This window comes from Propioniferax innocua, assembly GCF_006716235.1.
Lineage (GTDB): Bacteria > Actinomycetota > Actinomycetes > Propionibacteriales > Propionibacteriaceae > Propioniferax > Propioniferax innocua.
Window position 1 is genome coordinate 701,797 of sequence record NZ_VFOR01000001.1, and the last position, 13,188, is coordinate 714,984.

7 protein-coding genes are annotated in these 13,188 nt (G+C 62.8%); 2 read left to right on the top strand and 5 right to left on the bottom strand.

Going from position 1 to position 13,188, the window contains the following annotated elements:
- Window positions 1–46 precede the first annotated feature (46 nt).
- A complete protein-coding gene (glnA, locus tag FB460_RS03305) occupies window positions 47–1,468 on the top strand; it encodes a type I glutamate--ammonia ligase (protein WP_142092667.1) in 1,422 nt (473 codons plus the stop codon).
- Here the strand turns inward: glnA and FB460_RS03310 are convergent.
- Genes FB460_RS03310 through FB460_RS03330 form a run of 5 tightly spaced genes read right to left on the bottom strand, consistent with a single transcriptional unit; the run spans window position 1,456 to window position 12,068 of the window.
- Window positions 1,456–2,298 carry a class C sortase gene (locus tag FB460_RS03310; protein WP_211345807.1) on the bottom strand — a complete coding sequence of 281 codons (843 nt, stop codon included), beginning with the start codon at window positions 2,296–2,298 and terminating at the stop codon, window positions 1,456–1,458. The genes glnA and FB460_RS03310 overlap by 13 nt on opposite strands.
- Window positions 2,295–8,540: a DUF5979 domain-containing protein gene (locus FB460_RS03315; RefSeq protein ID WP_142092668.1), complete on the bottom strand. Its 6,246-nt coding sequence runs from the start codon at window positions 8,538–8,540 to the stop codon at window positions 2,295–2,297. The genes FB460_RS03310 and FB460_RS03315 overlap by 4 nt, the downstream gene beginning before the upstream one ends.
- On the bottom strand, window positions 8,537–9,658 hold the full coding sequence (locus FB460_RS03320) for a pilin N-terminal domain-containing protein (protein ID WP_211345808.1): 1,122 nt from the start codon (window positions 9,656–9,658) through the stop codon (window positions 8,537–8,539). Before FB460_RS03320 ends, FB460_RS03315 begins: the two co-directional genes overlap by 4 nt.
- A complete protein-coding gene (locus FB460_RS03325; protein ID WP_142092670.1) occupies window positions 9,655–10,548 on the bottom strand; it encodes a class C sortase in 894 nt (297 codons plus the stop codon). The genes FB460_RS03320 and FB460_RS03325 overlap by 4 nt, the downstream gene beginning before the upstream one ends.
- Window positions 10,548–12,068 (bottom strand): SpaH/EbpB family LPXTG-anchored major pilin, encoded by a 1,521-nt coding sequence (locus FB460_RS03330; protein WP_170209929.1) that lies wholly within the window; start codon window positions 12,066–12,068, stop codon window positions 10,548–10,550. Before FB460_RS03330 ends, FB460_RS03325 begins: the two co-directional genes overlap by 1 nt.
- A gap of 202 nt (window positions 12,069–12,270) precedes the next feature.
- Here FB460_RS03330 and FB460_RS03335 point away from each other — a divergent pair, with 202 nt between their 5' ends.
- The gene (locus FB460_RS03335; protein ID WP_142092672.1) at window positions 12,271–13,146 is read left to right on the top strand and encodes a peptidoglycan-binding protein; all 876 of its coding nucleotides are present in this window, start codon (window positions 12,271–12,273) and stop codon (window positions 13,144–13,146) included.
- The last annotated feature ends 42 nt before the right edge of the window (window positions 13,147–13,188 follow it).

Consider the following 13,188-nt stretch of genomic DNA (forward strand, 5'->3'; position numbering starts at 1 on the left):
TGTATGGGGACAGCCCATTCGCTGATCCCAAGTGGAAGAAGAGTCCATGTTCACAGGCGCCGATGACCTTCTCTCTTATCTGCGGGACGAGAACGTCGAGACAGTAGACGTCCGGTTCTGCGATCTTCCGGGGGTGATGCAGCACTTCACGATCCCCGCCCGCGAGTTCGGTGAGGACGTGTTCGAGGAGGGGCTCTCGTTCGACGGTGCCTCGGTGCGCGGATTCCAGAAGATCCACGAGTCCGACATGTCTCTCCTGCCCGATCCGTCGACCGCATACATCGACCCCTTCCGCAGGTCGAAGACGCTGTGTCTGAACTTCTTCGTGCACGATCCCATCACCAAGGAGGCCTACAGCCGTGATCCGCGCAATATCGCGCGCAAGGCCGAGGCCTACATGGAGTCCACCGGGATCGGTGACACGGTCTTCTTCGCCCCCGAGGCCGAGTTCTATGTCTTCGACTCTGTTCGGTTCGAGACCAAGCCCGAAGCCGGGTACTACATGATCGATTCCGAGGCTGGCGCCTGGAACACCGGTCGTGAAGAAGAGGGCGGCAACCGCGGCTACAAGGTCAAGTACAAGGGCGGTTACTTCCCCGTCGCCCCCACCGATCACTTCGGTGACCTCCGCGATGACATCGTGCGGCACATGGAGAACCTCGACATGAAGGTCGAGCGTGCTCATCATGAGGTCGGCACCGCTGGTCAGGCGGAGATCAACTGGCGGTTCGACGAGCTCCTGCGCAGCGCCGACAGCGTCATGCTGTTCAAGTACTTGGTGAAGAACACCGCGTGGGAGGCGGGCAAGACGGCCACCTTCATGCCCAAGCCGATCTTCGGCGACAATGGATCGGGCATGCACTGCCACCAGTCCATCTGGAACGAGGGCAAGCCCCTGTTCTACGACGAGAACGGGTACGCCGGGCTCTCGGACATGGCGCGGTACTACATCGGCGGTCTCCTCAAGCATGCGCCCTCACTGCTGGCGTTCACCAACCCGACCGCCAACTCGTACCACCGTCTGGTGCCCGGCTTCGAAGCCCCGGTGAACCTGGTCTACTCGCAGCGCAACCGTTCGGCCTGTATCCGTATCCCGCTGACGGGTTCGAACCCCAAGGCCAAGCGGATCGAGTTCCGCTGCCCCGACCCCAGCGCGAATCCGTACTTGGCTTTCTCGGCCATGTTGCTGGCGGGCCTCGATGGCATCCAGAATCGCATCGAGCCGCCCGAGCCCATCGACAAGGACCTCTACGAGCTGCCGCCCGAGGAGCACGCCGACATCGCCACGGTGCCGCCGACCCTCGACGCCGTGCTCGATGAGCTCGAGGACGACCACGAATACCTTCTCGCCGGCGATGTGTTCACCAGTGACCTCATCGAGACGTGGATCGACATGAAGCGTGAGGACATCCAAGCGTTGCGCCTGCGTCCGCACCCCCATGAGTTTGAGATGTACTACGACATGTGATTCATCTGTTTGCGGCGTCTTTGTCTGCGAACGATGAGCAGCAGCGCCACGCCCAGCAGGAGCAGAAGATCCAGGATCATCCACCAGGACAGTGGCAGACGCCACGATGACCCGTCCTCTGCGACTGGTGGATCGACCCGCACCGCTTCCACGAGCAACCGGTCGGTGTTGATGCCATACGGGGTGCAGGTGACGAGGGTGATCTTGTCCTTGTCGGGTTCGTAGTTGATCTTGTCCCAGTCATCGGGTTGGACCACTCGGCGCCCGGTCACGCGGTAGTACATGATCTCATCGAGCACTTCCACCTCGACCAGAGCACCATCTTCGATGGTGGGTAGGTGGTCGAACATCGTGGCATCGACCATTCCGGCGTGTGCAGTGATGACCGCGTTGGTCCCGACCCCGCCCACTGGCAGATCAGAGCCGAACATGTGACCAGCACCCTTGTAGAGGACATGTGGGTTCGAGGTGTGGCTGATGGGCAGGTCGACGCCGATCGAATCAATGCGGATCCGGCCCATGGTCTCCCCTGCACCGGGAACGCGTAGCGTGTCCATGTAGCGGTCGAATCCCGGCGACGCAGGCACCGGCGGCATCGCGTGGTGCCCCTGCTCGTTCAACCACCGGTTGTACTGCCGTGCTTCCTCACGCAGACGCACGATCTCCTCGCGTGGCTCCACCTGCTGCACGCTCTGGCTGTATTGCTCGGCGTGCTGCTCGATCAGATGGTTGTTCCACAGCGTCGCCACCAGGGGGTACAGGAGCACCAGAACCCCCACCATGATCCACAGCCACGAGCGGCCGCCGCGTTTGGTGCGCTTGGAAATCACGACCGCGTTTCGCGCAGATGTTTCCACAGTCCGATCCCGAGGATGATCAGACCGATGAGGAGCACCCACAGCAACGTCTGCACGCCGGTCTCAGGGAGGAGCCATGCCACTGACTCCTTCGGACGCAGCGCCCCGTACTGGTCGCTTTCGGTGAGGGTGCCGGACGGAGTCGTCGCGGTCACCGTGAGCACGCCGTCCGATGCCGCCGGATAGGCGAAGTTCTCGGTTGTGGGCTCGGTTATCAGCACATCGAACTCACAGCCAGATGAGCCACCGACGGCCAAATCGCTCCCGGAGGTTTCGCAAACAGTCTTCGGGATGGCGCCATCGGCTCCGATGGTCACATGACTGCCATCAGCAGCCACCACGGTTCGTCCTGCAAGCCCGGGTTCGGTGAGGGCGATATTCGACATCGCCACCGCTCCGGTGTTCTCGATGGTGTACCGAAAATGCATCCGGTCAGCGGTGTGCGGCAGCAAAGCGGTGTCGGCGACCGCACCAGTCACCGAGCTGATCGGCGTGCCGTCGATGACTTTGTCCACCTTCATCGAGGGATACCGGTTGACTGCTGTGAGGGACCACAAAGACGGATCGGAGGAGTTCGTGCTCGCGTCGGCCACGGGCAACACATCACCGCGGACGTAGTGCTGCCCAGGTTCGTCGGGTGTGCCGAAGACGTTGGTGCTGGCAACATTCTCCCAGCCCTTTCCATGGGACTGAACGTCCAGCAGCGGCTCTGCCTGAGCAGTCTCGTTGAACTGACAGGTACCGGTGACTGGAACGTCGCCCATCGTGAACGTCTCACCCGCATCCACAGTGAACTGTTGGGCCACTGACGTATCCCCTGCGGTGCAGGTGGCGTTGAAGGTGAAGCTTCCTGCCTCCGGCGGCGCGCCTTCGACGTTCTTCGTGAACGTCACCGGGACACGATCGAGCATGTAGGTGGCTTCACCCGCGATCGTGACTGCCTCGCCGGTGCTGGACGGTGCGAGTCCGGTTGGAACCTTGAAGGTGTGCTGGTAGTCCTTCATATCGGCGGTGACGTCGGCGGCCTTCAGATCCTCGCCGGCCACGGTCGGGTTGGTGCTGACGGCCGTGGCTCCGTTCCACTGGCCGAACTGCATGAACGGCCGTCGATCGCCCTGAGTCACCTCGAACGCTGAGTTCGGCGCGAGAGCCGATGACCCGTCACCCTCGACATCGCCATCCACGGTGCAGTTCGCGTCAGCGGGCAGATATATGATCTCTCCACCCGAAGGCGGCATCGCTCCTGTGACACTCGCGTCCGCAGATGCACCGTCCAGAGTGCTCACCACCCGAGCAGTTGTCTGAGCGCCATCGTCGCACGAGACGTTGTACACGAATGTGGCGGCCGGATCGATCGCCGATACCGCATCGCCTCCCTTCACCGCAACGAGCCGCACCGGAACCATCATGCGGCTGAAGGTATTGGTGAAGTCCCATGGCTGCACTGTTCCCTCTTCAACCCGCTGGGTGAGGGCACTGCTTTCCTCTCCATTGAGGCTCGTGCTCATGGTCATCACCGGGGGCACGTCGCGAGCCTCCGATTCGGTCCCCGTGCACAATGACCCGGAAGGTACATGGATCTTGTCGGTCTTGTAGGTCCGGCTCACGGTTCCATCTGGATTGGTGGTCTCGTCGCCGAGCATGTCCCATGTCACAGTGTCGGGGATCGTCTCCCACATGCTCTGCTCACCGGCTGTTGAACCGGCCGAATAACCGACTCCCTCGCAGTGATAGTCGAAGTCGAAGCTCGGACGCGTGGCATCCAAACGGTCCCATTCGGATGCGTGCGCGGTGACTGTCTTGCTGAACGTCAGTGGAGCGGTGACCCAGTCGTAGTTGTTCGTGAGATTGACGATATTTCCTTCACCGTCTGGCGCGTCCTCTTCCACGATGAACCCCATCGACGTGGTCGTTTCATCTGTCAGGGTCGTGTCGTGCTCAGTGGTGCCATCGTTGCGTGCCACTGTCCAATCGACGCTCGTCGGCCGCAGATGCGTCTCGAGCTTCTTGCCGTCATCATCTGTCTCGGTGAGGTCCAGCCGTCCGAACTGATCACCGGTGATCGAGCATTCGGCTCCCACCGGCACGTCTTCGAATGTGTACTGACCAGGCCCCTGAATGGTTCCGGTGAATGTACCCAGCACTGGACGCCCGTCTGCCTGAGAATCCACGCAGGTCATGGTGAAGGTGTGGTTGTGGAACTGGTCCCGGTACGCCGACAGGTCGATGGGAGTGTTCGCGATCTTGTTCAACTCCACCGACGCCAGTCGCCGTGTGTACGCATTGATGAACTCAACCGAGTGATTCCCATTGAATTCAAAACTCGTCCCGTTCGCGTCTCGGGGAGCACCATCGACAGACACGGTCTGGACCAGATCGATTCCCACCGCGCTGGTGCTTGCCTCCTCGGTCGCCGTGCAGATGGAACCGATGGGAATGTCATTGGCTTGCAAGGTCTTCGCATCCACTGTCTGGCTTCCCGCGATGACCGTCGCAGTGAAGGTTCTCTCACCACCGTACGGCGCAGTACAGGTCAGGTTCACCGTGAATTCGCGGCTCCGCTTGACCTCCTTGCGCGCATCTGAGATATAGCTGTTCGGATCGCCGGGAAATTCCACGGTTTTCGACGCGGTGGCGTCACCGTAGGTGTAGTCGTAGTCATTGGTGATCGTAACCACCGATTTGCTTCCCACGACGATGTCCGCCGAGAGCGGATCACCATCGCTGCTCCCGGTGTTGCTGCTCTGAGTACCGTCAGCATCACTCGGGTACGTGACCCGGTACTTCCACGCCACGGGGAAACTGACATCGCCGACGGTACGCGTCTTCATTGCGTCGGTGTAGGGACGCGCGTCCAGATCGCAGGTGGCACCTTCGGGCACGGCCGACGCTGGGAGCCTCAACTCCTCGTTCGCATCCAGGGTGAACCCGTTGGTGATGTCGATCGTGCTGACACTGCCATCTGCCGCGGTCAATTCCGCTGAAGTCAGCGGAAGCCGCTCACCCCCGTTGGTGCAGGTGAGCGTGTAGTTCAGTGGACCACTCATCTGCGGGTTGGCCGCGATCTGACGGCGGATCGTGAGTCCATCGCCGGTCGGCCGGAACAGGTTCACCGCTTCGATGTCTGTGGTCGTGTCGTTGACCTGCCCATCCTCGGCGTTGGTTTCCGACTCACCGATCGTCACATCGGGTAGCTTGGCCGACCACAGGACGCCGGAGGAAGTGATGTCGGGGCGGTCTTCACTGAGAGTGCACACATTTCCGTAGGGAACCTCCATGGTTCCGCCCGGCCCGGTGTTCGCACGGGCATCGTCTGCAACGAGCAGCGTCGCCCCTTTCCAACCGTTGGAGGAATCCGACGTCACGGTGGCGGTTCCCCTCAGGGGCACCGCCTCGAGACCATTCGCCGTTTCAAGGGTGCGGACGCCACAGTCGAACTGGAGCGAGTACTGCGTTGGCAGGGAAACTCCCAGCCCGCCGTGGTCGACCAGCTTGGTCAGATTGACAGTGCTCAGCCGGTTGCCGAAGTGGTTGGTGACGACGACCTTGTTCTGGTTCGCATCGTTCGAATCGATGACGGTGATGACAGGTCGAGTCTTGGCTTCCTCGTTGTCGAGGGTGACTGCCTGGTCGTTCGCGTCGGACCCGGTCACGGTTGTCTTGTCCAGCACCGAGCTCGACCCCGCAGCCTCCCTGTCACGGATCGCAGCGGTGTCTTCGAAGATCGTGCATTGGGCCCCGACGCGAACGTCATCGATGGCTGCCGACGCAGTGTCGCCGGAAGCAACGTCGATCACACCGGCCTTGGAATATGACGGGTCGTTCGGCAACGAACAGGAGTAACGCATCGGATACGAGGCATGCTCCTTCTTGGCCATGGACGCGCCCGGGCCGCTGATCTGCTTGCTGACCTTGACCGAGCGGGTCTTCCACGAGTAGGCCGCCCGGATGTCGATCGCGCTCGTGGTGGGCGTTCCTCCTGCCGGGTAGTCCGGGAGCTTGAAGGGGTAGGCACCGAATCCGTCGGGGGTCGTGGGTTGCCCGTCGAAGGTGACGGTACGGTCGTCGAATTTGACGGTCTGCTGCTCCTCGGGAGACAGACCGGTGAGTGGTGTGACAGTGCAGTCTCGGCCGGTCGGCACTCCGGTGACCGAGGTGGTGCCCGTGAGGCTGTTCGACCCATCCGTTCCGGTCAAGGTCAGAGCAACGGTCTTACGGAAGCCGGAGGTCGGGCAATTCACATCGAATTGGTAGGTTTTGGACGTCCCGAACGTCACGTCCACCGGGTCACCAGTCACCGTCTTGGTCAATGTCAGCGTGCCGGTGTGAGCAGTGTAGGTGTTGGTGGCATCGACACGGTTGAGCGGTGTGTTGTCGTCGGCCGGTTTGAGCGTCAGGGTGACCGGGGCGAATGTGTCGGTGTTGTTCGGATCCTCCGACGCTCCTTGCCACGTGAGGTCGTGATCCATACCGGAATCGGCCCTCGGCGAAGCAGATCTTGCTTCGCTCACGCTGCAGGTCGATCCCGCAGGGAGGCCTTCGACCTTGGCCTGCTCTCCAGACTGCACACGCCTCGTCCCCGTCAGCGGCACAAGGGGGTAAGCCGCTTTGAACTCATCGATGGCCTGTTGGTCGGTCTTCGAATCGTCATGCGGGGGGACGCACGTGTAGGAGAGATCGAAAGTCCTGTCGGTCACCTCGGCGTATCTGCTGGCGGTACCGGACACGACCTTGCTGAGAGCCAGACTGGCTGCGACGAACTTCGGCGTCCACTGCACATTGCACGTTATGGGCTCGTTCTCGCTGTTGTCCACCAAAAGTGTGGACGTCTTGGTGGCGGGATCATCGGTCAATCTGTAGCCCGCAGGCACGCTTCCCTGTCGGATGGTCTGGGTACCACCCCGTGGAGTCGTACACGTCCACACCGGGTCGTAACGATCGAACACGCGATCCGACTGCGTCCCGCTCGCGGTCGATGAGAACATCTGCTTGTCGGTCGAAGTGCTACCGGTTCCCGACCGCATGACCTGCGTGTACAGGTCCGATCCCTGCCACGGGGCGGGCGTCGTCGTTCCGTCAGCGTTGCGCACCCCCATCTTGAAGTCGAAGTCGGTCGTCTGTCCGGTGGCCAACTTCTCCTGATCGGTATCGGCGGTGACGTTGCCGCGCATACGTCCCATGTCCAAGGCCAACGCGAAGCCCTGGAACGACCAAGAACCGAGCCGAATCGACAGGTCCGAGGGATTGTTCAGGCTGACCATGAACGTTCCGGCGTTCACCGTGCCGCGGACCAAACCGGAATACTCGTAGCACATGAAGTCACCGGCCGGAAACATGAAGTTGTTGTAGCGCTTCTCGGTTGTCGTCGGCCCGAAAATGTCGTTGTTGTCCGCTGCCCACCTCGGGTCATCTGCGCAGGCAGCCTTGTAATCGGCTGTCTGGGGCGTCAATCGGGTGTATTGCGCTGTTGTGCTCGTGCGCCCATCCACCTGAAACACCTCGGAGCCAGCACCGAAGGTCGTCTGCTGGGCATCGGCAACCACGAAACGAGGGTCGGCAACGGCCTGCCCGGTGAACTTGTCTGTGACTTTGATGTTGCGAAGCGTGAACTCCGATGTGTTTCGGCTCGGGTCACCGTGGTCCACCTTCACCACCGGTTGGTTCGGGTCACCCGATTCAGGCAGAAAGTAGTTGACCCCATTCACGGTGTTGCCGAACACGGACCGATCATCCAGTCCGAAAGCGTCATTGCCCACCGTCGCCGAGGTCGCATTGCGCGCGTTGGTTCCCACCGCGATACGTTTCCAGTTCGGAACGTACGGGAGCGGACCGGCCTCGAAGTGCGTCGTGTCCACCGCATTGATCGTCCGGTCCCGGAAGACGACATCAAGGGTGTACGTCATCGTGTACCGGCCCAAGTCCTTGGTAACGGTCTTGGGCCCGCTGAGGCTGGTCGCCTCCTTCATGTCGATCCAGCACAGCTCATCGCCGTACTTGGTCACCTCCGGAGCGTTCCCCCCACGGTTACGGATGGAACAGTCACCGAATTGCCAGGTCGAGCCGTTCGTGTTCCAGCCCTTGTCAGCCGGCGGCGTGGCCGGGGTGGCCGCTGCGGCCGGGGTCGGCGGAGCGATGAATCCCGGGATCAGGCTGAAGGTGGCTGCCAGGGCCACCACCATGGTCACGGCCAGAAATTGCTTGATGCAGGTACTCATCCGCACGACTCCTGATCGTTGGGGTTGTGGCGCTGCCTGGCGAGGCCGAGGAGCATCGCGCCCATGATCGACGCCAGCACGGCTCCCCCGATGACCCATGGCGAAGTTTCGGCACCCGTGCTGGCCAGACCTCGACCCTCACCTCGACCCTCATCGGGGGGCGCCGGCAACGGGGTCGTGGGGCAGGCATACGTGGCCGAATCGGACATCGTCGCAGCCGACGATGAGGCGTATTCGGCGCGGTCGCGGGGGACCGCGCGCCCGTCGGTGAACAGGTGGCCGTCGAACCCCATGCGGGTTCCTTCGGGGGTCTCCGGATCGATCCGACCGGTGTATGTCATGTGGACACGTGTCTCGGGGTGTCCGGAGCGGATGCGAGCGAGCGCCGCCAACCCCTTGTCCGTCAGCTCCATGATGATGGAGCCATGCCTCCACCTGTAGTGCACACCCTCCACAAGGTCGACGCGACCGTCGAGTGATTCGACCCAGACATCGGCGGCAGCAGCATCCAACATCGCGGGATCGTGCTCGGTGACGAGGGCATAGTTGTGCAGTCGCCCCTTGCGGTCGGGTGCGGGCACCGAGCCGGCAAGGCTCACCGTGAAGTCATCGTCGGCGCACACCTGCTTGGACCCCACCGCGATCTCGATGGCCTCCGGCTGATTCTTCACCTGAACCTGTACGTCCCGTGCCCCGTCGGCAGCAGGCAGAGCCACCAGAAATGGCGTGGCGACGCTCCATCCGATGTTCCCCTCCCGCGACGGCAGTTCCTGCACCAAGTAGACGCCGTCGGGCAACACGTCGGACGAGGCATGACCTGCAGCGTCGGTGGTGACGATCACATCCGGCCCCTTCGCGTAGTGCGAATCGCTGGTGAGCACCTCCGGATCGGCAGCCACGAGCTCGGCCACCTGCTCCGGCGAAGTGGCGTCGACATCCTCCAGCCGGTTGAGCTGGAACCGGATGCCCTCGAGGGGTTGGCCGGGCGTGTCCCCCTCACCTTCAGATTTGATGAGCGTCAACGTCGACCCAGCCGCATGGGCCGGAGCAGCCAGGCCGAAACCGAGCATGGACCAGAACAGCGCTGACAGCACTGCGATCATCCGCAGCCTTCTCATCGTGTCCTTCCTCCCTCGGGCTCGGTCTCGTTGTCGCGGCGATTGCGCCGCAGCCACCACAGCAGATACAGCAGGGCGGCCAAGGAGATGACGATGGCGGCGAGCATCCACGGTTGCCAGATCGTGTGGAACTCCTGGGTGATCTCCCTCGACGGCAGCTCGGTGCGTTCACCACGCACCAGCAGCCGATGGGTGTTGATGCCGTATGGCGTGCACGTGACCAACGTCAACCGGTCATGGCCGGCTTCAGGACGCACCCCGTCGATCTCGTCGGGCAGTACCACGGTGATCTCGTCGACCCGGTAGGCCAGCTCCTCCCCCATCACCTCGACGATCATGATGTCGCCATGCTTGATGTGGTGGACGCTGTCGAACATCGTCATCGTGGCCAACCCCGTGTGTCCGGTGAGCACCGCATGGCTCCCGTCTCCTCCGACTGGAAGAGCAGTTCCATAAAGGTGCCCGACGCCGGCGGCCAGTGTCTTCTGCGATGTGCCGTGATGGACCGGCATGTCGATCCCCACCGATGGCACCCGAATGCGCGCCATCGTCGAATCCATGTTCAGTTGTGTCAGATAGTCACGGTAGGCCTCTGAGGTCACGTCAGGACCGGTGACCCACGGGTCACGCGCTCCCACCTCGGGCAGGCGGCCGTTGTACTCATGGGCCCGGCGCAGGATCTCCTGCTTCTCCCCCGCGTCGATCTGAGCGACGCTCCGTGAGTACTGCTCGGCGAACTCATACTGCTCTTGGTTCTTCACCTGTGTGAGTACAACCGGGGCGAGGAGCACCAGCACCCCCAGCACGAAGTAGACGACAGGGGCCTTGCGTCGCCGAGCCGCCCGCCTCGTCGCACGGGACGACGAGGCGGGGCGGTCGACGGAGACCATCAGGCAGCCTGTGCCTTGTCGTCACGGCGGCTCACGATCAGACCGCGGATCAGCAAGGCCAGGCCGAGCACGAACACGGCGACGAGGCCCCACGCACCGGTGGCGGGAAGCTGACCGAGGAAGGAATCCTTCTGGTTGTCGACCGTGACGGTGAGCTCATTGGCGGCTGCGTCATAGCTGACCGGCTGCGGCTGCGGATTCTGCACGAACCCAGTGGGAGCCTTGGTCTCGAGGACGCAGTACTTGTTCGGCGCGGCCTGCCCACCGGACACCGACGTGGCCGGCACGCCATAGGCATTGGCCGTGGACTGTGCTCCACCGTCCACACCACCGGCGGTGGTGAGTCCGGTACCGGTGGCCGAGCCGTCAGCAGCGGTCGCCACCGTCAGCGGGTCGCCGAGGAGCTTGTTGTCCACATCGCAGAGGTACAGCGCGAACTCGGCGCCGTTCAGCGAGGCGTTGGTGACGCCCTCACCCGAACCGGTCTTGGTGATGGTCAGCGGGGCGAAGGTCGTCTGTGCACCGTTACTGCCCGGATCGTTGGGATCAGCCGGCGTGGCGTCGGTGCTCACCTGACCACCGGGGATGTCGATGGTGGCGTTGTTGGTGATCTTGCCGTCTGCAGGCAACGAGGTGACCCTGGCCTGGAACGCGACATGTACCTCGAGCGCGGGCTGCGTTTTGCGCGCGTTTTCGAGCTTGTCCAAGCCCGACTGGTTGAACGTCACGGTCAGGGTGTTGTTGTCGGTGTTCACCGTGTAGTCGGCAGCGTCCAACGCCACCGGCTCGGTGCCGTCGGCGTTCGACGCGGTCACCTCAACGGTGTCGCCCTGCAGCGCGAGATCGGCCTGCAACGGGTCGGTCACGACGAACTTCGTGAGGTCACCAGCCGGGACTGGGCCATTGATCTGATACTTGAGGTTCGTCCCCACGGTCGCATTGGTGTCATCGACCTGCTTGTCGGGCGTGATCTCCTGGTTCTTGGGGTACACGTCCTGCTCGTAGGTCCACACGCCGTCCTGCGTATATGGCAGAGTCATGATGAACGGCGGCGCAACGGTATAGCCGCCCTTCTGCACCTCGGTCACGAGGTAGGCGCCAACAGTGAAGTCGGCGTTCGTTCCGGTGCTGATCGTGGCGTCACCATTCGCATCGGTGGTGACGGTCATCGCAGCCCCGAGCGCCCCGGGCGCCTCGGGCGTGCGACCAGCCAGCGCCGACCAGCCCGCGGCGGTGGTGAGATCGATGTCAGTGATCTTCTGAACGTTGAAGGTCACGCCCTCCACGCCGGGCAAGCCGGCATGCGAACCGTCGGTGACGGGGTCGCCCTCTTTCTTGTGGATGTTCAGTGTGACCGAAGCGTTGGGATCGATCTGATCTGTGGGTGCAGGAGCGGCCGGAGCCGGGGTGGGCTCGATACCGGCAGTGGGCTCGGCATGAGCCGGCACCACGGGTGCCTGCACCACGAGTCCAAGAAAAGCCACGGCCACCACAGCCCGGGGCCAGATTCGATTCAGCACGCTGATTCCCTCCCTGAAGCCATGCTCGTAGGAGAGAAATATACGACGCCCATAGCACCCTCCCCTAATCCGCGCTCCACGGCCCGACTGAGCCCTGCCGACAGGGCAGCTCGATACGGAAGATTCCCCAGTCCACAGACCCCGAAGAAAGGATCCACGCCCTAGTGTGAAGGTCACCCATGACCCCACCCCGGAGGCTTTCATGTTCAAGAAGATCGCTGCTGGATTCGCGGCACTCGCGACCAGCGCCACGCTCACCATCGGCGGCATCTCCATGGCGGACGCCAGCACCCATTATTCGCGCGACGATTACGGCCCCAACCCGCACGCCTCGAACACGACGCATTCGAGCTGGGGCTCGGCCGAGTGGCCGAACTGCCCGACCGACATCAGCAACGTGAACTACTCGGATCTGTCGTACGTGACCGTCCGCACCGATCTGGTCCCCCTCGTCCACGCCCTGCTGGAGAAGACCGAGCAGATGGGCTACGACCTCAAGGGCAACGCCTCGTGGGGCTTCAACTGCCGCGCGATCCGCGGCTCGGACTCGATCCCCTCCAACCACTCCCGCGGCCTGGCCGTGGACATCAACTCCGATGAGAACCCGATGGGCTCGGAGTTCGTCTCGACCATCCCGCCCGAGGTCGTCCACATGTGGGAGTCGGCCGGGTTCTACTGGGGCGGTCGCTACACCGGACGCCCCGATGCCATGCACTTCGAGTACATCGGCTCGGTCGATCAGGTTCCCGTCTTCACCGAGCAGGTGACCGGCGGGGATTCCGAGCCCGCTCCCGAGCCGGAGCCGACGAACCCGACCAAGGGCGGCGGCCCCGTCCCGGCCGACACCTCCTGGTGCTATGTCGGGCCAGCCGAGACCATCTGGAAGGGCGCGCAGAACGGCAGCGTCAAGGACGCACAGTGCCTGCTCAACATCGCCGGCTACAACGCCGGAAGCATCGATGGAGTCTTCGGCGCCCAGACCAAACAGGCCGTCGAGCAGTTCCAGGCCGATCAGGGCCTCGAAGTCGATGGCGTGGTGGGCACCAACACCTGGAAGGCGCTCGGCCACCAGGGGTGACACCACACCACACCGATTCGCTTTTAGAACTGAATATGTGTT

Bases quoted from the DNA above. Each gene is read 5' to 3' on its own strand.
- glnA (WP_142092667.1), top strand. From the start codon at position 47: ATGTTCACAGGCGCCGATGACCTTCTCTCTTATCTGCGGGACGAGAAC.
- FB460_RS03315 (WP_142092668.1), bottom strand. From the start codon at position 8,540: ATGAGTACCTGCATCAAGCAATTTCTGGCCGTGACCATGGTGGTGGCC.
- FB460_RS03320 (WP_211345808.1), bottom strand. From the start codon at position 9,658: ATGAGAAGGCTGCGGATGATCGCAGTGCTGTCAGCGCTGTTCTGGTCC.
- FB460_RS03325 (WP_142092670.1), bottom strand. From the start codon at position 10,548: ATGGTCTCCGTCGACCGCCCCGCCTCGTCGTCCCGTGCGACGAGGCGG.
- FB460_RS03335 (WP_142092672.1), top strand. From the start codon at position 12,271: ATGTTCAAGAAGATCGCTGCTGGATTCGCGGCACTCGCGACCAGCGCC.